A 17,624-nucleotide genomic window follows, 5' to 3' on the forward strand; every position below is an offset into this window, starting at 1 on the left:
TCACAGACGAATGGACAGGCCGTCGGCCAGCGACTGCCGATAGGCGCGCCAGGCCGGCACGGCGCCCATCAGCAGGGCGGCGCTCAGAATACCGCCGAGCAGGCTCCACTCATAGGCGCTGGGCAGCGCCAGCGGCAGGTACAGGCCGTACTGCGCCTGTACCCAGCCCTGGCTGGCGGCGATGCCGCCGTACAGCAGTCCCAGGCCCAGCGCCGCGCCGGCCATGGCCAGCACCAGCGCTTCCAGCACCAGCAGCCCGGCGATATGCCAGGGTCGTGCGCCCACCGAGCGCAGGATGGCCATCTCGCGGCGGCGCTCGTTGAGGCTGGTGAGGATGGCGGTGAGCATGCCGATCAGGCCGGTCAGCACGACGAACAGCGAGACCACGAACAGCGCCTTCTCCGCCGTGCCCATCAGGCTCCACAGCTCCTGCAGCGCCACGCCGGGAAGGATCGCCAGCAGCGGCTCGCCGCGGTACTCGTTGACCTGGCGCTGGATGGCGAAGGTGGCGATCTTGCTCTTCAGGCCCAGCAGCGCGGCGGTGATGGCCTTGGGCTGCAGGTCCAGCGCGCGCGCCTGGTCGGCGGAGACCTTGGCGTTGCCGCGCGCCGGCATGCCGTTCTGCCAGTCGACGTGCAGCGCCTCCATACCTTCCAGCGAGATGTGCAGGGTGCGGTCCACCGGCGTGCCGGTACGGGCCAGCACGCCGACCACGGTGAAGGGCTTGTCGTCATGCTGGGTCAGGCTGACGGTGGCCACGCCGTGGGCCAGCACGATCCGGTCGCCGAGCTTGTACTTCAGCGCCTCGGCCACCTCGGCGCCGAGCACCACGTCGAACAGGTCGGCGAAGGGCTTGCCCTGGGCCAGCTGCAGCGCCTGATCACGGCCATAGCGGTAGTGTTCGAAGTAGCCGGTGTCGGTGCCCAGCACCCGGTAGCCGCGGTGCGAGTCGCCCAGCGACAGCGGAATCGCCCACTTCACCTGCGGGTGTCTGGCCAGGGTCTCGAAACTGTCCCAGCGGATGTTGTTGGTGGCGTTGCCGATACGGAATACCGAGTACAGCAGCAGGTTCACGCTGCCCGAGCGGGCGCCGACGATCAGGTCGGTGCCGCTGATGGTGCTGGCGAAACTGGCGCGCGCCTCGGTGCGCACCCGCTCGACGGCCAGCAGCAGGCACACCGAGAGGGCGATGGCGAACACCGTGAGCAGCGCGGTGAAGCGGCGGTTGGCCAGGCTGGCCAAGGCGATGCGGATCAGGTGCATGTCAGACCTCCACCGGCTTGGCGGCGCGGTTGAGCTCGGCCAGCGAGACGCTGCGGTCGAACAGCGGCGACAGGCTCTGGTCGTGGCTGACGAACAGCAAGCTGGCGCCGGCGGCGCGGCATTCGGCGAACAGCAACTGCAGGAAGGCCTCGCGGGCGTCATGGTCCAGCGCCGAGGTCGGCTCGTCGGCGATCACCAGTTCCGGCTGGCCGATCAGTGCGCGAGCGGCGGCGACGCGCTGCTGCTGGCCGATGGACAGCGAATCGGCGCGGCGCTCCAGCAACTCGGCTTTCAGCCCGAGATGCTCCAGCAACTGCGCGGCGGCACCGTCGATGCTGCCATGCCGCTCGCTGGCCCGTTGTGCGCGGCTCCTGGAAAAGCGGCAGGGCAGCTCGACGTTCTCGCGCACCGAGAGGAACGGCAGCAGGTTGAACTGCTGAAAGATGTAGCCGGTGTGGTCGACGCGGAAGCGGTCGCGGGCGCCGGATGACATCTGCGCCAGCTCCTGGCCGAGCAGACTGAGGCGACCGCGGCCGGGTTTCTGCACGCCGCCGAGCAGGCCGAGCAGGGTGGTCTTGCCGCTGCCACTGGGGCCCTTGAGGAACAGGCTCTCGCCGCGCTGCAGGGTGAAGGTGGGGATGTCCAGCAGCTCGGCCTGGCCGGGCCAGGCGAAGCCGAGGTCGGTGAGTTCGATCAGTGCTTGGGACATGGAGAGGCCGGGCGGAAAAAGATCAGGCGCAGCTTACCGCAGATGCGGCGCCGCGCCCGTATGCGAAGGAGGCGACGCGCGCACCGGGCCGTGCCCGGCGGTGCGCGCGCCCGTGGGCGTTAGAAGCTGAGACGCGACTGCTTCGGCGTCAGCTCCGCGCCCTGCTGGCCGCTCGGGCCGATCAGCTGCACTTCCAGCTTCTCGGTGCCGGGGAAGGTGCCGAAGAAGGTCCCCAGCTCGAGGGTCTTCAGCGCCTCGGCCTTGGCGCAGGCGAAGCGGTAGCTGGCGTCAATATCGCTGTGCGCGTGCTCGTCGCCGTGGTCATGATCCTCGTGCTCGTGCTCGTGCTCTTCGTCGCCGAACAGTGGGCTCTCGAGGTCGCTGTCCTCGAGCGAGCACTTGGCCTCGATCGGCAGGGCGAACAGCGCCTGGGGCTTTTCCAGCTGCTGGCGGGCGGCGGCCACCTTGGCCTTGTCGGCGTCGCTCTTGGCGGCATGCTCGAAGCCGACCAGGTTCATCGCCGGGCTCTGCAGCTGGATCTCCAGGGTCTGGCCGTCCAGCGCCACGTTGAGGCTGGCGACGCCGTGCTCGTGCTTGCCGAGGCTGCCGTGCTCCTCGTGGCCGTGGTCGTGAGCGTGGTCATGCACGTGTTCGTGGCTATCGGCGTGGGCGATGGCCAAGGGCAGCAGGGCGAGGGGCAGGGCGAGCAGGGTGCGGCGCATTGAGAGGGCTCCGATGATATTCGTTAGGTTATGTTGTAACACCTAACCGCTGCGATTGGCCAGCCTCGGTGTGCGTGGCAGCATGTTCGTCTGATGCTTGGAGGATCAAAAATGCTGCGAATCAAGGGGCGGGTCGGCGACTGGCCGGTGGACCTGACGGTGGAGATGGATGCCGAGGACTGGGCCCAGCTGGCCGCTCACCTGCCGGTCGAGTCGTCGCCGGCTCCGGCGCGCGTGGCGCCCGCCGCCAATCCCGCGGACGGCCTGTGGCCGATGGCGCTGGAGCTGCTGCAGCGTGCCGGCAGCATGGAAGGCCCGCAGCTGCTCGGCGAACTGGCCGCGCTGGCCGGCGGCGAGGCGGCGGGCAAGCGCCTGCTGGTGCGGCTGCGTCACAGCCCGCAGGTGCAGGTGGAAAGCAGCGCCGACGCGCCGCTGTATCGCTGGGTCGGCTAGCTGCGTTTCATCGCGACTGGCGTCGCAACGGCAACAGCCCTAGCCGGCCTGGTTCACCGTCACGCCCGGCGCGCCACGTTCCAGCTGGACGCGAATGGCCTCGGGAATGGCCGTCTTGCTGAAGGCCTTGGCATCGACCATTACATAAGTGACTTCGGCCCGGGCGATGGCCGCCTGGTCGGCCTGGCGGCGGATGTCCACCTCCAGGGCGAAGGAACTGTTGCCCAGGCGCAGGGTGCTGACTTCCAGTTGCAGCACATCGTCGAAGCGCGCCGGCGCGCTCCAGTCGATGGCCATGCGCACCACCTGGCTGTCCAGGTTCTGCTCCAGCAGGTTCTGATAGCTGCCGAACACGGCGCGATAAAACTCGGTGGCCGCCACGTCCACGTAATCGCCATAGCGGGCGTTGAACACCACCTGCTGGGCGTCGCATTCGCCGTAGCGCACCCGCAGCAGCAGGCGGAAGGGCGACATCAGTAGATCGCCTGATAGAGCTTGCGGCGGTACAGAGTCACCAGCGGATGCTCGTTGCCCAGCAGGTCGAACACCTGCAGCAGGGTCTTGTGGGCGATGCCCTCGGCATAGCCGCGATTACGCACGAACAGCCTGAGCAGGCCATCCAGCGCCGCCTCGTATTGCTGGCGCGCCAGCTGCTGGATGGCCAGCTGGTAGGTCGCTTCGTCGTCGTTCGGATCTTGCGCCAGGCGGCTCTTCAGCTCGGCGCCATCCGGCAGGTCGGTGGCCTGGCGCAGGAAGGTCAGCTGCGCGCGGGCAGCCGAAAGGGCCTGCTTGTGCTCGTCGCCCTTGACCGCGCCGAGCACCGCCTCGGCCTCGCCCAGCTCGCCGCGCTCGGCCAGGCAGCGGGCATAGAGAATCAGCGCCGCGGCGTTCTCGTTGTTCTCGGTCAGCACCTGCTTGAGCAGGGTCTCGGCCTCGCCGAAGCGCTCCTCGGCGAACAGCGCCTGGGCGGTCTCCAGCGGGTCGGCGGCCAGCGGCGCCGGCTCGGCCACATGCGGCTTGAGCATCTCGCGGATGGCCGACTCCGGCTGTGCGCCGGCGAAACCGTCGACCGGCTGACCGTCCTTGAACAGCACCACGGTCGGCAGGCTGCGGATGCCGAAGCGCATGACGATGTCCTGCTCGGCATCGCAGTCGACCTTGGCCAGCAGCAGCTCGCCGCGGTATTCCTCGGCGATCTTCGCCAGCATCGGCATCAGCGCCTTGCACGGCGCGCACCACTCGGCCCAGAAGTCCACCAGCACCGGCTTGTGGAAGGAGTTCTCGATCACCAGCTGCTCGAAGCTGGCGGCGCCGGATACGTCGAAGATGTAGGGGGTATCGCTCATGGCAATTCTCGATTGGCGGCCCGCGCTGCGGGGCCGGGAACGGTGATGCGACTATAAATGCGGGCGGCGCCCGGCGGAAACAAGTAGCCCGGATGCAATCCGGGGCGCGCAGTGGCCTGGTCCCCGGATTGCATCCGGGCTACGGCTCAGCCGCGCCTGGCGTGATACAGGCTGACGCTGCGGAATTCCGCCGGCTCGGCCAGGTCCGGCCAGGTGCACGCATCGAGCAGGCCCAGGCGCTGGTACAGCGGATGCTGGAAGTCCTTGACCCGCGAGTCGGCCACCAGGGCTTCTTTGCCGCGGCTGAGAAAGGCGTCGAGCAGCGGCAGGTTGGCGCGGTCGTAGAGCACGTCGGCGACGATGATCAGGTCGAAGCGATCCTCTTCGGCAAAGAAGTCCAGCGAATAGCTCAGCTGCACGCCGTTCAGCTCGGCGTTGGCGCGGCAGGATTCGATGGCCAGCGGGTCGAGGTCGCAGGCCACCACTTCCGCTGCCCCGGCCTTGGCCGTGGCGATGGCCGCCACGCCGGAGCCGGCACCGAAGTCGAGCACACGCTTGCCGCGCACCCACTCCGGTTTTTCCGCCAGCCAGCGCGCCAGGGCCAGGCCACTGGCCCAGCAGAAGCTCCAGTAGGGCGGTTCCTCGAGGATGCGCCGGGTCTCCTCCGGGCTGAAGCTGCGGTCCATGTTGCTCGGGTCGACCAGCCACAGGCGGATGTCGGTGCCGGGCAGGGTCTCGGCGCTCAGGCGGGCGTCGCCGAGCAGCTGTTGCAGGGCGTCCTGCAGCGCGGTCGGAGCCTTCATGGCGCGCTGACCAGGGGCAGGGCGCCGAAGTCGCGGTCGTCGGCCAGGGTCACACGCTGCGGCGGCAGGCGCAGGATCAGCCGGCCGGACTGGCTGATGCGCGCGCGCAGCTCCACCCGTTCGCCGGCAGGGAAATACTCGGGGTTGAACGGCAGGCGGAAGGGCAGGGCGCCGCCATCGCCGGCCAGCCTGAGGCTGCCCAGCAGTTGCCGCGGACGGTCGCGCTCGTCCACCACCAGCAGCGCGATCTCCACCAGGCTGCCGGCCGGCGGGGTCAGCAGGCTGCCGCGCAGTTCGCGCAGATGGGCGGGCAGCGGTTGCTCCGCGGGCGCGGCGGGCTCGATCGCCACCGCGGGTTTGACGGCCGCGGGCGGCGCCGCCGGTTTGGAGGGTTCGCCGGCACAGGCGGCCAGCAGCAGGCACAGGCAGGCGAGGGCGGGGCGAAAGGGCATGACGGCATCCAGGGATCGTGCAGGGAACGGGCGCCTGTATACCGCAACGGGCGCCGGCTTGTCTTGCCGGGACCATGCGCTACCATGGGCCACCGTTTCGTAGGGCCTCTTCCTCCATGCATTGTCCGTTCTGCTCCGCCAACGACACCAAGGTCATCGATTCCCGCCTGGTCGCCGAGGGCGAACAGGTGCGCCGGCGCCGCGAATGCGTGGCCTGCGGCGAGCGCTTCACCACCTTCGAGACTGCCGAACTGGTGATGCCGCGGCTGATCAAGTCCGACGGCAGCCGCCAGCCCTTCGACGAGGAGAAGCTGCGCGCCGGCATGCAGCGTGCGCTGGAGAAGCGCCCGGTGAGCGTCGAGCGCCTGGAGGAGGCCATCGCCCACATCAAGCACCGCCTGCGCGCCACCGGCGAGCGCGAGATCAAGTCGCGGGTGCTTGGCGAGCTGGTGATGACCGAGCTGCAGAAGCTCGACGAGGTCGCCTACATCCGCTTCGCCTCGGTCTACCGGCGCTTCCAGGATCTCAACGAGTTCCGCGAGGAGATCGAGCGCCTGGCCCGCGAGCCGTCCAAGGAATGAGTGCGGCCGACCAGCAGTTCATGGCCCGCGCGCTGGAGCTGGCGCGCAAGGGGCTGTACTCCACCCACCCCAACCCGCGGGTCGGCTGCGTCATCGTGCGCGACGGCAAGATCGTCGGCGAGGGCTGGCACGCCAAGGCCGGCGAGCCGCATGCCGAAGTCCACGCCCTGCGCCAGGCCGGCGACAAGGCCCGCGGCGCTACTGCCTATGTGACCCTGGAACCCTGCAGCCACCATGGCCGCACGCCGCCCTGCGCCGATGCCCTGGTGGCTGCCGGCGTGGCCCGGGTGGTGGCGGCCATGCAGGACCCCAACCCGCAGGTCGCCGGCAGCGGCCTGTTGCGCCTGGCCAATGCCGGCATCGCCGTGCACAGCGGCGTGCTGGAGGCCGAGGCGCGCGAGCTGAACGCCGGCTTCATCAAGCGCATGGAACACGGCCTGCCCTTCGTGCGGGTCAAGCTGGCCATGAGCCTGGACGGCCGTACCGCCATGGCCAGCGGCGAGAGCCAGTGGATCACCGGCCCCGAGGCGCGCGCCGCGGTGCAGCGCCTGCGCGCGCGAACCAGCGCGATCATCACCGGCGCCGATACCGTGCTCACCGACCAGGCGCGCCTGACCGTGCGTGCCGAGGAGCTGGGCCTGAATGCCGAGCTGACGGCCCTGGCCATCGATCGTCCGCCGCTGCGCGTGCTGATCGACGGCCGCCTGCGCGTGCCGCTCACCGCGCCGTTCTTCCAGGCAGGGCCGGCGCTGGTCGCCACCTGCGCGGCCGCTTCCGCCCGCGATCGCTTTCTCGAGGACGGCCACGAACTGTTGGCGGTGCCCGGCAGTAATGGCCATGTCGACCTGCGCCGGCTGCTGATGGAGCTGGCCGGCCGTGGCGCCAACGAGGTGCTGGTGGAGGCCGGGCCGAAGCTGGCCGGCGCCTTCGCCCGTGCCGGGCTGGTCGACGAGTACCAGCTGTTCGTCGCGCCCAAGTTTCTCGGTTCCAGCGCCCGCCCGCTGCTGGACTGGCCGCTGGCGCGCATGGCCGAGGCGCAGGAGCTGGAGATCCGCGACATCCGCGCGGTCGGCAGCGACTGGCGGATCACCGCCGTATCCAAGCCCTAGGCCGGGCAGCGCGCATCCTGCGCCGGCCGTACGGCAGCGGTGCGCGCGGCGCACCCTACGATCCGCGGCACTTTTGTGGTAAAAAGCCAGCCGCGGCCCTCGCCGGCCGCAACGTTCTCAGGGCGGGGTGCGATTCCCCACCGGCGGTAATGACAGTCACTGTCTAGCCCGCGAGCGCCTTTCCAGCGAAAGGGACAGCAGACCCGGTGCGATTCCGGGGCCGACGGTATAGTCCGGATAAAGAGAGAGCGGGATTCCCTTCCGGGGCGCCGTCCGTCTGCGCCCGCGAAAATCCCTATCGATCGGCATTGCCCTGTTTTTGACCAAAACAGGAGTTCGTCCATGCTGCATTGCAACACCTTCCGGGAGGACGCATGTTCACCGGCATAATCGAATCCATCGGCACCATCCGGGCCATCACGCCCAAGGGCGGCGACGTGCGCGTCTACGTCGAGACCGGCAAGCTGGACCTCGGTGACGTCAAGCTGGGCGACAGCATCGCGGTCAACGGCGTGTGCCTGACCGCGGTCGAGCTGCCCGGCGACGGCTTCTGGGCCGACGTCAGCCGCGAGACCCTGACCCGCACCGCCTTCGTCGACCTCAAGGCCGGCAGCCGCGTCAACCTGGAGAAGGCCCTGACGCCGACCACCCGCCTCGGCGGGCATCTGGTCAGCGGCCACGTCGACGGCGTCGGCGAGATCGTCAAGCGTGAGGATAACGCCCGCGCCATCCAGTTCACCGTGCGCGCGCCGCGCGAGCTGGCCAAGTACATCGCGCTCAAGGGCTCGATCACCGTCGACGGCACCAGCCTGACGGTCAACGCCGTCAACGGCGCAGAGTTCGAACTGACCATCGTGCCGCATACCCTGCTCGAAACGATCATGGCCGACTACCGTCCGGGGCGCCGGGTCAACCTCGAAGTGGACCTGCTGGCACGCTACCTAGAGCGCCTGCTGCTCGGCGACAAGGCCGCCGAACCCAGCGCTTCGGGCATCAGCGAAGCCTTCCTCGCCGAACACGGCTACCTGAACAAGTGAGATTGCCCGCATGGCCCTGAATACCGCAGAAGAACTGATCGAAGACATCCGCGCCGGCAAGATGGTCATCCTCATGGATGACGAGGACCGCGAGAACGAAGGCGACATCATCATCGCCTCCGAATGCGTGAGCGCCGAGCACATCAACTTCATGGCCCGCTTCGCCCGCGGCCTGATCTGCATGCCGATGACCCGCGAGCGCTGCGAGCTGCTCAAGCTACCGCTGATGGCGCCGCGCAACGGTTCCGGCTTCGGCACCAAGTTCACCGTCTCCATCGAGGCGGCCGAGGGCGTCACCACCGGCATCTCCGCCGCCGACCGCGCGCGCACCGTGCAGGCCGCGGTGGCACGCAGCGCGGTGGCCGACGATATCGTCAGCCCCGGCCACATCTTCCCGCTGATGGCCCAGCCCGGCGGCGTGCTGGCCCGCGCCGGCCACACCGAGGCGGCCTGCGACCTGGCGCGCATGGCCGGCTTCGAGCCGAGCGGCGTGATCTGCGAGATCATGAACGACGACGGCACCATGGCCCGTCGCCCGGAGCTGGAGAAGTTCGCCGCCGAGCACGATTTGAAGATCGGCACCATCGCCGATCTGATCCACTACCGGCTGATCCACGAACGCACGGTGGAGCGCGTCAGCGAACAGCCGCTGGACACCGAACTGGGCCAGTTCACCCTGGTCACCTACCGCGACGGCGTGGAGAACACCGCGCACATGGCCCTGACCCTGGGCAAGGTGTGCGCCGAAGAGCCGACCCTGGTGCGCGTACACAACATGGAGCCGTTGCGCGACCTGTTCCTGGTCAAGCAGCCGGGCCGCTGGAGCCTGCGCGCGGCCATGGCCGAGGTGGCCAGGGCCGGCAGCGGCGTGGTGCTGCTGCTGGGCAATCCGCTCACAGGTCCGGAACTGCTGGCCCACCTGGGCAAGCAGCCGGCGCCGAGCCCGGCGACCTACAGCACCGTCGGCGCCGGCTCGCAGATTCTCCGTGATCTGGGCGTGCGCAAGATGCGCCTGATGAGCTCGCCGATGAAGTTCAACGCCATATCCGGCTTCGATCTGGAAGTTGTAGAATACCTGCCCGCCGAATAAGCCCAGGGCCAGAGGTGCCGCGTGTCGAGCCGATATCGACACGCCGCCGCGACGACCCATGGCCCCGAGTGGGCTTAACATTTCATTACGGAGTGCCACGGGCACTCCGGCTCTTTATCCGAACCGAGACTCGCCCATGACCCTGAAGACCATCGAAGGTACCTTCATCGCCCCGCAAGGCAAATACGCCCTGGTGGTTGGCCGCTTCAACAGCTTCGTCGTCGAGAGCCTGGTCAGCGGCGCGGTCGACGCCCTGGTCCGCCACGGCGTGAAGGAAAGCGACATCACCGTCATCCGCGCGCCGGGTGCCTTCGAGATCCCGCTGGTCACCCAGAAAGTCGCCCAGCGCGGCGAGTTCGCCGCCATCATCGCCCTCGGCGCGGTGATCCGTGGCGGTACCCCGCACTTCGAATACGTCGCCGGCGAATGCACCAAGGGCCTGGCCCAGGTGTCCATGGAATACGGCGTGCCGGTCGCCTTCGGCGTACTGACCGTCGACTCCATCGAGCAGGCCATCGAGCGCTCCGGCACCAAGGCCGGCAACAAGGGCGCCGAGGCCGCGCTTTCCGCCCTGGAAATGGTCAGCCTGCTGGCGGCCCTGGAGGCCAAGTGAGCCTGAATCACGACGACAGCCAGGACGCACCGCAGCCCAAGGCCAAGGGCAAGATCGCGCAACGCCGCGTGGCCCGCAGCCTGGCCATGCAGGCGCTGTATCAGTGGCACATGGCCGGTCAGTCGCTGAACGAGATCGAAGCGCAGTTCCGCGTCGATAACGACTTCAGCGGCGTCGACGGTGCCTACTTCCACGAGATCCTCACCGGCGTGGCGCGCAGCAAGCCGGAGCTGGATGCGTCCTTCGCGCCCTTCCTGAGCATTCCGCTGGACGAGCTGGACCCGGTCGAGCTGGCCATCCTGCGCCTGTCCGCCTGGGAGCTGACCAGCCGCGTCGACGTGCCCTACAAGGTGGTGATCAACGAGGGCATCGAGCTGGCCAAGGTGTTCGGCGCCACCGACGGGCACAAGTTCGTCAATGGCGTGCTGGACAAGCTGGCCCCGGTGCTGCGCGGGCCCGAAGTCAACGCCAACAAGCGCTGAGCGAAAGGCCCGGAGCGGTGAGCGAGCGGAGTGAGGGGCCAGGCGCCGGGCGCGCGGCAAGCGCGGCCTGCCGTGTCGGCCGGCGAGTTTGCGAGCGCCGCGCGATGCTCTTCGCCCGCGCCGCTGCCGATCGGGGTCTTTGAGTACCCCATGGGTGAGTTCGAGCTGATCCGCCGCTACTTCGCCGCCGCGCCCTGTGCGCAGGCGGCCGAAGGCATCGCCCTCGGCATCGGCGACGACTGTGCGCTGCTGCAGCCGGCCCCCGGCATGCAGCTGGCGCTGTCCACCGACACCCTGGTGGCCGGCGTGCATTTCCCCCATCCCTGCGATCCCTTCCTGCTCGGTCAGCGTGCCCTGGCGGTCAGCGTCAGCGATCTGGCGGCAATGGGCGCTGCGCCGCTCGGCTTCACCCTGGCGCTGACCCTGCCCGCGGCCGAACCGGCCTGGCTGGAAGGCTTTGCCCGCGGCCTGTCGCGGATGGCTGCGCAGTGCGCCATCGCCCTGGTCGGCGGCGACACCACCCGCGGCCCGCTGAGCCTGACCCTCACCGTGTTCGGCCAGGTACCGACCGGCGCGGCGCTGACCCGTGGCGGCGCGCGCCCGGGCGATCTGCTCTGTGTCGGCGGCAGCCTGGGAGACGGCGCCGGCGCGCTGCCGCTGGTGCTGGGTCAGCGGCCGGTCGAGGGCGAATCCGCCAGCTACCTGTTGCAACGCTACTGGGCGCCGCAGCCGCAGCTCGCGCTGGGGCAATGGCTGCGTGGTAGGGCCACGGCGGCGCTGGATATTTCCGACGGTCTACTGGCCGACTGCGGGCATATCGCCGCGGCGTCCGGCGTGGCGCTGCACATCGACCAGGCCGAAGTGCCGCTGTCGCCCGCGCTGCAGGCGCTGGCCGGCGAGCGGGCGCTGGACTGTGCACTGGCCGGCGGCGACGACTATCGTCTGGCCTTTACCCTGCCGCCTGAACTCCTGCCGTCGCTGCGGGCCCAATGGCCGGAGGCCTCGGCGATCGGCCGGGTGCGGGCAGGGCAGGGCGTGCAGCTGCTGGACGGCCAGGGGCGCCGTCTCGAGCCGCCGCGGGCGGGCTACCAACATTTCGGACAACACATAGAGATGCACGGTGACTGAACTGGTGAAAGTGGCGCCGCAGGTCTGGCGCAACCCCTGGCACTTCCTCGCCTTCGGCTTCGGCTCGGGACTGTTGCCCAAGGCGCCGGGCACCTGGGGTTCGATGGTGGCCATCCCCTTCATCCCGCTGTGGCAGATGCTGCCGGACTGGGGCTACTGGCTGATGCTCGGCGTCACCATGCTGTTCGGCTTCTGGCTGTGCGGGCGGGTGGCCGAAGACATGGGCGTGCACGACCACGAGGGCATCGTCTGGGACGAGATGGTCGGCATGTGGATCACCCTCTGGCTGGTGCCCGAGGGCTGGTACTGGTTGCTGCTAGGCTTCCTGGTATTCCGCATCTTCGATGTCATCAAGCCGTGGCCGATTCGCTGGATCGACCGCCACGTGCACGGCGGCATCGGCATCATGCTGGACGACGTACTGGCCGGCGTGTTCGCCTGGGTGGCGATGCAACTGCTGGTGTGGGGCCTGGCCTGACCCGGGAGAGTGTAGATGGGTGTCCGCTGGCTGGCATTGCTGCTGTGCCTGTGCTGGCCGACGGTCCGGGCCGAGCCACTGCCGAGCGAGGTCCGGCTGGTCAGCGAGCACTGGCTCGACCACACCAACCCCGACGGTAGCGGCCTGGCCTGGGACCTGATGCGCAAGGTGTTCGAGCCGGCCGACGTCGAGGTGCAGCTGCGCATCGCCCCCTATACCCGCTCCATCGGCCTGGTCCAGCGCGGCGAGGCGGATGCCTGGCTCGGCTCCTACCGCGGCGAAGTGAAGGACGACATCGTCTACCCGCGCTGGCCCTACGACGCCGACCGGATCACCGCCCTGTCCCTGCGCAGCCTGCCCGCGCCGACGCTGGCGAGCATCGGCCAGTACCGCCTGACCTGGATGCGCGGCTACGCGTACCAGCGCTATCTGCCGGGCGTGAGCCGCTTTCAGGAGGTCCGCCGCCGCGTCGGCATCCTGCGCATGCTCGAGCTGGGACACACCGATTTCTACCTGGACGCCGCCACCGAGGTCGACGAGGTCCTCAGCGAGGCGCCGGACCCTGCGCGCTTTCGCACAACCGAGCTGACCCGCTTGCCGCTGTACGCCGGCTTTGCCGATACTGCCCGGGGCCGCGCCCTGGCCGCACTGTTCGATCGGCGCATGGGCGAGCTGGTGGAGGATGGCGAGTTGCGACCGATCTTCCGCCGCTGGCGGCAGCCCTATCCCTTCGATGAGGACATGGAGATCCCCGATGCGTCGCCTTGAACTGTTCGCCGCCAGCCTGCTGCTGGCCCTGAGCCCGCTGCTGCACGCCGAGACCCAGGTGCAGGTGGTCGGCCTGTTCCCCGGCGCCGCGGTGCTGCTGGTCGACGGTCAGCGCAAGCTGGTGCGCACCGGCCAGACCGGGCCGGGCGGCGTGCGCGTGATCAGCGCCGACAGCAAGGGCGCGGTGCTGGAAGTCGACGGTGTGCAGCGCAGCTACGGCATGACCCGCGAATACAACCAGGCCGGCAGCAGCGGGCCACAGAAGACCCAGCTCAGCATCAGCCGCGGCGTGGGCAATCATTACTGGGTGGCCGGTTCCATCGAGGGCCATCCGGTGCAGTTCCTGGTCGACACCGGCGCCACCTCGGTGGCGATGAACGAAGGCCAGGCCCGGCGCCTGGGCATCGACTACCGGGTGGTCGGCCGCCCGATGGTGGCCAGCACCGCCGGCGGCAACGTCAAGGCCTGGCGCGTCAAGCTCGACAGCGTCAAGGTCGGCGGCCTGGAAGTGCTTGGCGTGGAAGGTGTGGTGCTGGAAGGCGGCTCGCCCTCCGAGGTGCTGCTGGGCATGAGTTACCTCAGCCGGGTGCGCTGGCGCGAGGACAACGGCGTGCTGATGCTGGAGTCGAAGCTCTAGGCGCGCCGGCCCGGCCATCCATCGGCCGTTTCGATCCTTATCCCCGATAATTCAGGCTGCGCCGGCCGCTGCGTCGGCTGGTACAATGCCGGCCTTTTCCGCCGAACCTCAACAGGAGCAACCGGTGTCCGTCGTCTTCGTCGCCGCCTCCAAGCTGCCCACGCCTTTCGCGGTGTTCACCATGCACGGTTTCCTCGACGAGGAGAGCGGCAAGGAGCACGTGGCCCTGACCCTGGGCGATGTTGCCGACGGCCAGCCGGTGCTGGGCCGCCTGCATTCCGAATGCCTGACCGGCGACGCCCTGTTCAGCCAGCGCTGCGACTGCGGCGCCCAGCTCGAGGCGGCCCTGCGCGCCATCGCCGCCGAGGGCCGTGGCGTGCTGCTGTACCTGCGCCAGGAAGGCCGCGGCATCGGCCTGCTGAACAAGATCCGCGCCTACGAGCTGCAGGACGGCGGCGCCGACACCGTCGAGGCCAACGAGCGCCTGGGCTTCGCCGCCGACCAGCGCGACTACTCGATCTGCCAGCCGATGCTCGACCACCTGGGCATCCGCGCCATCTCCCTGATGACCAACAACCCGCGCAAGGTCAAGGCGCTGGAAGGCTTCGGCGTGCGCGTCGCCGAGCGCCGTCCGCTCGAGGTGGCGCTCAATGCGCACAACAGCAAGTACCTGGCGACCAAGGCCGGCAAGCTCGGCCATCTGCTGGGTCTCAAGCACCAGGCCGAAGAAGAATGACCCGCGCCGAGGTGCGTCGCCGGCTCGCCCTGGAATGGTGGCGCTGGCTCGGCTTCGCCTTGGCGCCGCTGTTCTTCCTCAACCTGCTGTTCGGCGGCAGCCAGGCCCTGGGTACGGTGCTGGAGATGCCGCTGTTCATCGCCGGCGTGGCCTCGATGTTCGTCAGCCTGCCGCTGTTCTCCGCCTACAAGCGCGCGCTGATCGCCACCCAGGCCGCCCTGGACGGCGAGCATGAGCGCGTGGCCTGGCTGGAGCTGGCGCGCCAGCGGCGCAAGGCCTTCCTCGGCGCCTGCCTGCCGGCCTGGGTCGCCGCCATCGCCCTGTTCAGCGGGCTCAATGCCGTCGCCCTGATGCTCATGGCGCTGAGCAGCGTGGTGCTGCTCTCCCTGTACCGAATCCCGCGCCAGCTGGGTTGATGCGCACCTTCCTGGCTGCCTGCCTGCTCGCCTGCGCGATGCCGCTGGCGGCCGCCGAGCGGGTGGTCAGCCTGGCGCCCTCGATGTCGGAAATCATGCTGGAGCTGGGCGCCACCGAGCGCCTGGTCGGCGTGCTCGACGGCGGCCCGCGGCCGGCCGGGCTGGAGCACCTGCCTTCGGTGGGGCGCTACGGCCAGGTGGAGCTGGAAACCCTGCTGGCGCTGCAGCCCGATCTGCTGCTGCTGTGGCCGGCCAGCGTGCCCGAGGCGCAGCGCAGGCAACTCGAATCCTTCGGCATCCCGCTCTATGTCGGCGAACCCCATGATTTCGCGCAGCTCGCCGAACAGTTCGCCGAGATCGGCCGGCGGGTCGGTTTCGCCGCCCGCGGCCAGGCGCTGCGCGAGCGGTTCGAGACGCGCCTGGCCGAGCTGCGCCAGCGCTACCGGCGCGAGCCGCTGCTGCCGGTGTTCTACCAGGTCTGGCATGCGCCGTTGTACACCCTCGGCGGCCAACAGATCGTCAGCGACGCCCTGCGCGTATGCGGCGCGCGCAACGTGTTCGCCGACCTGCGCCTGCCGGCGCCGCAGGTCAATGTCGAGGCGGTGCTGGCCCGTGCGCCGGCGGCGATCATCGGCGGCAGCGACGCCGAGCTGCAGCCTTGGCGCGCCTGGCCGCAGCTGCCGGCGGTGCGCCTGAATCAGCTGTGGCCGGTGCCCGACAAGGGCCTGGAGCGGCCCAGCTTCCAGATGCTGGTGGCCACGGAGAAGCTCTGCGAGCGACTGGCCGGCGCACGCTTCAACTAGTCCGGAAAGACAAAAGGCCCCGTTCGGGGCCTTTTGCATGTGGCGCAAGACGCTTACAGCTTCGGCGTCCAGACGAAGCCGAGCATCGCGCTGCGGCCTTCCTGGCGGTAGCCGTAGCTCACGCCTTCGTGCTCGTACAGCGCGCGCTGGTATTCCTTGTCCAGCAGGTTGTCGACCTTGGCCTCCAGCTTCAGCTCGGAGGTGGCCTGCCAGCTGCCGCGCAGGCCCAGCAGCCCGTAGCCGCCCATCTCCTGCTGGTTGTCCGGATCGTCGTAGCTGCTGCTCGCCGCCTGCCAGGAGGCGCCGACGGCGAAGTCGCCGAAGCGGCGATCCAGATCCAAACTCAGCGTACGGCGGGCGCGTCGGTTGAGGGTGTGGCCGTTGTCGCGGTCGCGCGGGTCGACGAAGGCGACGCCCAGCTGGCCCTGCCAGCCGAACAGCTCCTGCTGCAGGCTCGCCTCGAAGCCGTGGATGCGCGCCTCGGCGATGTTCTGCGGGATGAAGTTCTGGTCGCTGGCGATGGCGTCCTCGATGTCGGTGCGGTACAGCGAGGCCTCGAGGCGGGTGGTCTCGGCCAGCTGGCTGCGCCACTGCAGCTCGTAGCTCTTGGAGTGCTCCGGCTTGAGGCTCGGGTTGCTGTAGCCCGGGTAGTAGAGGTCGTTGAAGGTCGGCGCGCGGAAGCCTTCGCTGTAGGACAGGATCAGGTCATTGGCGGCGTTCAGCGGCAGGGTCAGGGCGCCGCTCCAGGTGTTCTCGCTGCCGAACTGCTCGTTCTTGTCGTGGCGCAGGCCCAACTCGGTGGAGAAGCCCTCGCCCTCGTAGCGGTGTTGCACGTAGGCGCCCTGGTTCCAGCGCTGCTCCTCGTCGAAGGCGGTGCTGCTGTTGAGCTGGTCCTCGTACCAGTCGGCGCCCAGCAGCAGGCTGTGGCCGCCGCCGAGGCTCAGGGTATTAAGCCAGTTCGCCGAGTCGCGGTAGGTGTTGAACACGCTGCGCTCGTCGCTGAGCTTGTCCAGGCTTTCCTCGCGGTTTTCGCTGTGGCCGACTTCCAGACGGCTGCTCCACAGGTCGTTGATCTGCGCGTCGAAGTAGCTGGACACGCTGCTGACGGTGAAGTCGCTGTACGGGTCCTGGCCGACCGACTCGAAGGTGGTCATGTCGAAGCGACCGAAGGGGTTGTCGTACTCGGTGCGGCCGCGCTGGTCGAGGACGTTGACACCGGCTTCCAGGCGCTCGTTGAACTTGTGGCTGAGGCTCAGGCTGAAGGCCTTGTTGCGATAGGCGTCGTGGTCCCGGTCGGAGTCGTAGGACAGGCCGCTGCGGTCGATGCCGTTGGTCTCGTTGAGGCTGCCGGCCAGGCTGAAGCGGGTCTGCTCGTCGCCGCCGGAGATGCCGGCACTGCGCTGCCAGGTGCCGCGGCTGCCGTAACCCATGCGCACGAACGGGGCGAGACCTCCGCCGGCGCTTCGACGGGTGAAAATCTGCACCACGCCGCCGATGGCGTCTGCGCCGTAGACCGCCGAGCGCGGCCCGCGCAGCACTTCGATGCGCTCGATCTGGTCGATATTGAGGTGCTGCAGGTTGCTGTCGCCGGAGCTGGCCGAACCGATGCGCATGCCGTCCACCAGCACCAGGCTCTGGGCCGACTTGGTGCCGCGGATGAACATGCTGGCCTGGCTGCCGAGGCCGCTGTCGATCACCTGGACGCCGGGCACGCGCTTGAGGATGTCGACCACCGACTGCGGTTGCAGGCGCTCGATGTCGGCGCGGGTGAACACCGTGCTGGCGGCGCTGCTCTCGCTGCGCTGCTGCACGTCGCGGTTGGCGCTGATCAGGGTTTCGGAGAGCTTGAGCGCGGATTCCTGATCATCCGCCAGGGCGACGGAAGGTAGCAGGGACACGGCCAGAGCCGAGAGCGGGAAATAACGGGACAGCTTCATCGGGTTTCCTCAAAGGTCTTGGAGACTTCGAGGAGGGCAGGACAGGCGCGCGGGTGCGCCT

22 protein-coding genes and 1 riboswitch are annotated in these 17,624 nt (G+C 69.0%); of the genes, 14 read left to right on the forward strand and 8 right to left on the reverse strand.

Going from position 1 to position 17,624, the window contains the following annotated elements:
- From NF616_RS06995 to NF616_RS07005, 3 genes are all read right to left on the reverse strand, one after another.
- Positions 1-1,263 (reverse strand): ABC transporter permease, encoded by a 1,263-nt coding sequence (locus tag NF616_RS06995; RefSeq protein ID WP_252272528.1) that lies wholly within the window; start codon positions 1,261-1,263, stop codon positions 1-3.
- 1 nt (position 1,264) lies between these two features.
- Positions 1,265-1,972, reverse strand: coding sequence for an ABC transporter ATP-binding protein (locus NF616_RS07000; RefSeq protein ID WP_252272529.1), 708 nt, complete (start codon positions 1,970-1,972; stop codon positions 1,265-1,267).
- A 119-nt stretch (positions 1,973-2,091) separates the two neighbouring features.
- Entirely contained in the window at positions 2,092-2,694 is a 603-nt protein-coding gene (locus NF616_RS07005; RefSeq protein WP_252272530.1) for a DUF2796 domain-containing protein, read from the reverse strand.
- A 111-nt stretch (positions 2,695-2,805) separates the two neighbouring features.
- On the opposite strand from NF616_RS07005, the gene NF616_RS07010 reads away from it, so the two are divergent.
- A complete protein-coding gene (locus NF616_RS07010) occupies positions 2,806-3,147 on the forward strand; it encodes a hypothetical protein (RefSeq protein ID WP_252272531.1) in 342 nt (113 codons plus the stop codon).
- A 39-nt stretch (positions 3,148-3,186) separates the two neighbouring features.
- Here the strand turns inward: NF616_RS07010 and NF616_RS07015 are convergent, their stop codons facing one another.
- From NF616_RS07015 to NF616_RS07030, 4 genes are all read right to left on the reverse strand, one after another.
- Positions 3,187-3,621, reverse strand: coding sequence for an acyl-CoA thioesterase (locus NF616_RS07015; RefSeq protein ID WP_252272532.1), 435 nt, complete (start codon positions 3,619-3,621; stop codon positions 3,187-3,189).
- Entirely contained in the window at positions 3,621-4,493 is an 873-nt protein-coding gene (trxA, locus tag NF616_RS07020; protein ID WP_252272533.1) for a thioredoxin, read from the reverse strand. Before trxA ends, NF616_RS07015 begins: the two co-directional genes overlap by 1 nt.
- 146 nt (positions 4,494-4,639) lie before the next feature.
- Entirely contained in the window at positions 4,640-5,296 is a 657-nt protein-coding gene (locus NF616_RS07025) for a class I SAM-dependent methyltransferase (protein WP_252272534.1), read from the reverse strand.
- The gene (locus NF616_RS07030; RefSeq protein ID WP_252272535.1) at positions 5,293-5,748 is read right to left on the reverse strand and encodes a YbaY family lipoprotein; all 456 of its coding nucleotides are present in this window, start codon (positions 5,746-5,748) and stop codon (positions 5,293-5,295) included. Before NF616_RS07030 ends, NF616_RS07025 begins: the two co-directional genes overlap by 4 nt.
- A gap of 116 nt (positions 5,749-5,864) precedes the next feature.
- Here NF616_RS07030 and nrdR point away from each other — a divergent pair, with 116 nt between their 5' ends.
- From nrdR to NF616_RS07095, 13 genes are all read left to right on the forward strand, one after another.
- Positions 5,865-6,329 carry a transcriptional regulator NrdR gene (gene nrdR, locus NF616_RS07035; RefSeq protein ID WP_252272536.1) on the forward strand — a complete coding sequence of 155 codons (465 nt, stop codon included), beginning with the start codon at positions 5,865-5,867 and terminating at the stop codon, positions 6,327-6,329.
- On the forward strand, positions 6,326-7,438 hold the full coding sequence (ribD, locus tag NF616_RS07040) for a bifunctional diaminohydroxyphosphoribosylaminopyrimidine deaminase/5-amino-6-(5-phosphoribosylamino)uracil reductase RibD (RefSeq protein ID WP_252272537.1): 1,113 nt from the start codon (positions 6,326-6,328) through the stop codon (positions 7,436-7,438). Before nrdR ends, ribD begins: the two co-directional genes overlap by 4 nt.
- A 109-nt stretch (positions 7,439-7,547) precedes the next feature.
- Positions 7,548-7,692, forward strand: a riboswitch (FMN riboswitch).
- 120 nt (positions 7,693-7,812) lie between these two features.
- On the forward strand, positions 7,813-8,475 hold the full coding sequence (locus NF616_RS07045) for a riboflavin synthase (RefSeq protein ID WP_252272538.1): 663 nt from the start codon (positions 7,813-7,815) through the stop codon (positions 8,473-8,475).
- 10 nt (positions 8,476-8,485) lie between these two features.
- On the forward strand, positions 8,486-9,565 hold the full coding sequence (gene ribBA / locus NF616_RS07050) for a bifunctional 3,4-dihydroxy-2-butanone-4-phosphate synthase/GTP cyclohydrolase II (protein WP_252272539.1): 1,080 nt from the start codon (positions 8,486-8,488) through the stop codon (positions 9,563-9,565).
- A 136-nt stretch (positions 9,566-9,701) separates the two neighbouring features.
- On the forward strand, positions 9,702-10,178 hold the full coding sequence (gene ribH, locus NF616_RS07055; RefSeq protein ID WP_043310363.1) for a 6,7-dimethyl-8-ribityllumazine synthase: 477 nt from the start codon (positions 9,702-9,704) through the stop codon (positions 10,176-10,178).
- A complete protein-coding gene (gene nusB / locus NF616_RS07060) occupies positions 10,175-10,660 on the forward strand; it encodes a transcription antitermination factor NusB (RefSeq protein WP_252272540.1) in 486 nt (161 codons plus the stop codon). The genes ribH and nusB overlap by 4 nt, the downstream gene beginning before the upstream one ends.
- 150 nt (positions 10,661-10,810) lie before the next feature.
- Entirely contained in the window at positions 10,811-11,788 is a 978-nt protein-coding gene (thiL, locus tag NF616_RS07065; protein WP_252272541.1) for a thiamine-phosphate kinase, read from the forward strand.
- Positions 11,781-12,266, forward strand: a complete 486-nt coding sequence (locus NF616_RS07070; RefSeq protein WP_252272542.1) for a phosphatidylglycerophosphatase A family protein — start codon at positions 11,781-11,783, stop codon at positions 12,264-12,266. The genes thiL and NF616_RS07070 overlap by 8 nt, the downstream gene beginning before the upstream one ends.
- A 15-nt stretch (positions 12,267-12,281) precedes the next feature.
- Positions 12,282-13,034 (forward strand): substrate-binding periplasmic protein, encoded by a 753-nt coding sequence (locus NF616_RS07075; RefSeq protein ID WP_252272543.1) that lies wholly within the window; start codon positions 12,282-12,284, stop codon positions 13,032-13,034.
- Positions 13,021-13,671, forward strand: a complete 651-nt coding sequence (locus NF616_RS07080; protein WP_252272544.1) for a retropepsin-like aspartic protease family protein — start codon at positions 13,021-13,023, stop codon at positions 13,669-13,671. The genes NF616_RS07075 and NF616_RS07080 overlap by 14 nt, the downstream gene beginning before the upstream one ends.
- A 124-nt stretch (positions 13,672-13,795) precedes the next feature.
- Entirely contained in the window at positions 13,796-14,407 is a 612-nt protein-coding gene (gene ribA / locus NF616_RS07085) for a GTP cyclohydrolase II (RefSeq protein WP_252272545.1), read from the forward strand.
- On the forward strand, positions 14,404-14,823 hold the full coding sequence (locus NF616_RS07090) for an MFS transporter (protein WP_252272546.1): 420 nt from the start codon (positions 14,404-14,406) through the stop codon (positions 14,821-14,823). Before ribA ends, NF616_RS07090 begins: the two co-directional genes overlap by 4 nt.
- Positions 14,823-15,626, forward strand: coding sequence for a cobalamin-binding protein (locus NF616_RS07095; RefSeq protein WP_252272547.1), 804 nt, complete (start codon positions 14,823-14,825; stop codon positions 15,624-15,626). Before NF616_RS07090 ends, NF616_RS07095 begins: the two co-directional genes overlap by 1 nt.
- 53 nt (positions 15,627-15,679) lie before the next feature.
- On the opposite strand, the gene NF616_RS07100 is transcribed toward NF616_RS07095, so the two are convergent.
- A complete protein-coding gene (locus tag NF616_RS07100; RefSeq protein WP_252272548.1) occupies positions 15,680-17,563 on the reverse strand; it encodes a TonB-dependent receptor domain-containing protein in 1,884 nt (627 codons plus the stop codon).
- Positions 17,564-17,624 lie beyond the last annotated feature (61 nt).

The sequence above is a fragment of the Pseudomonas subflava genome (assembly GCF_023823685.1).
Taxonomy (GTDB): Bacteria; Pseudomonadota; Gammaproteobacteria; order Pseudomonadales; family Pseudomonadaceae; genus Aquipseudomonas; species Aquipseudomonas subflava.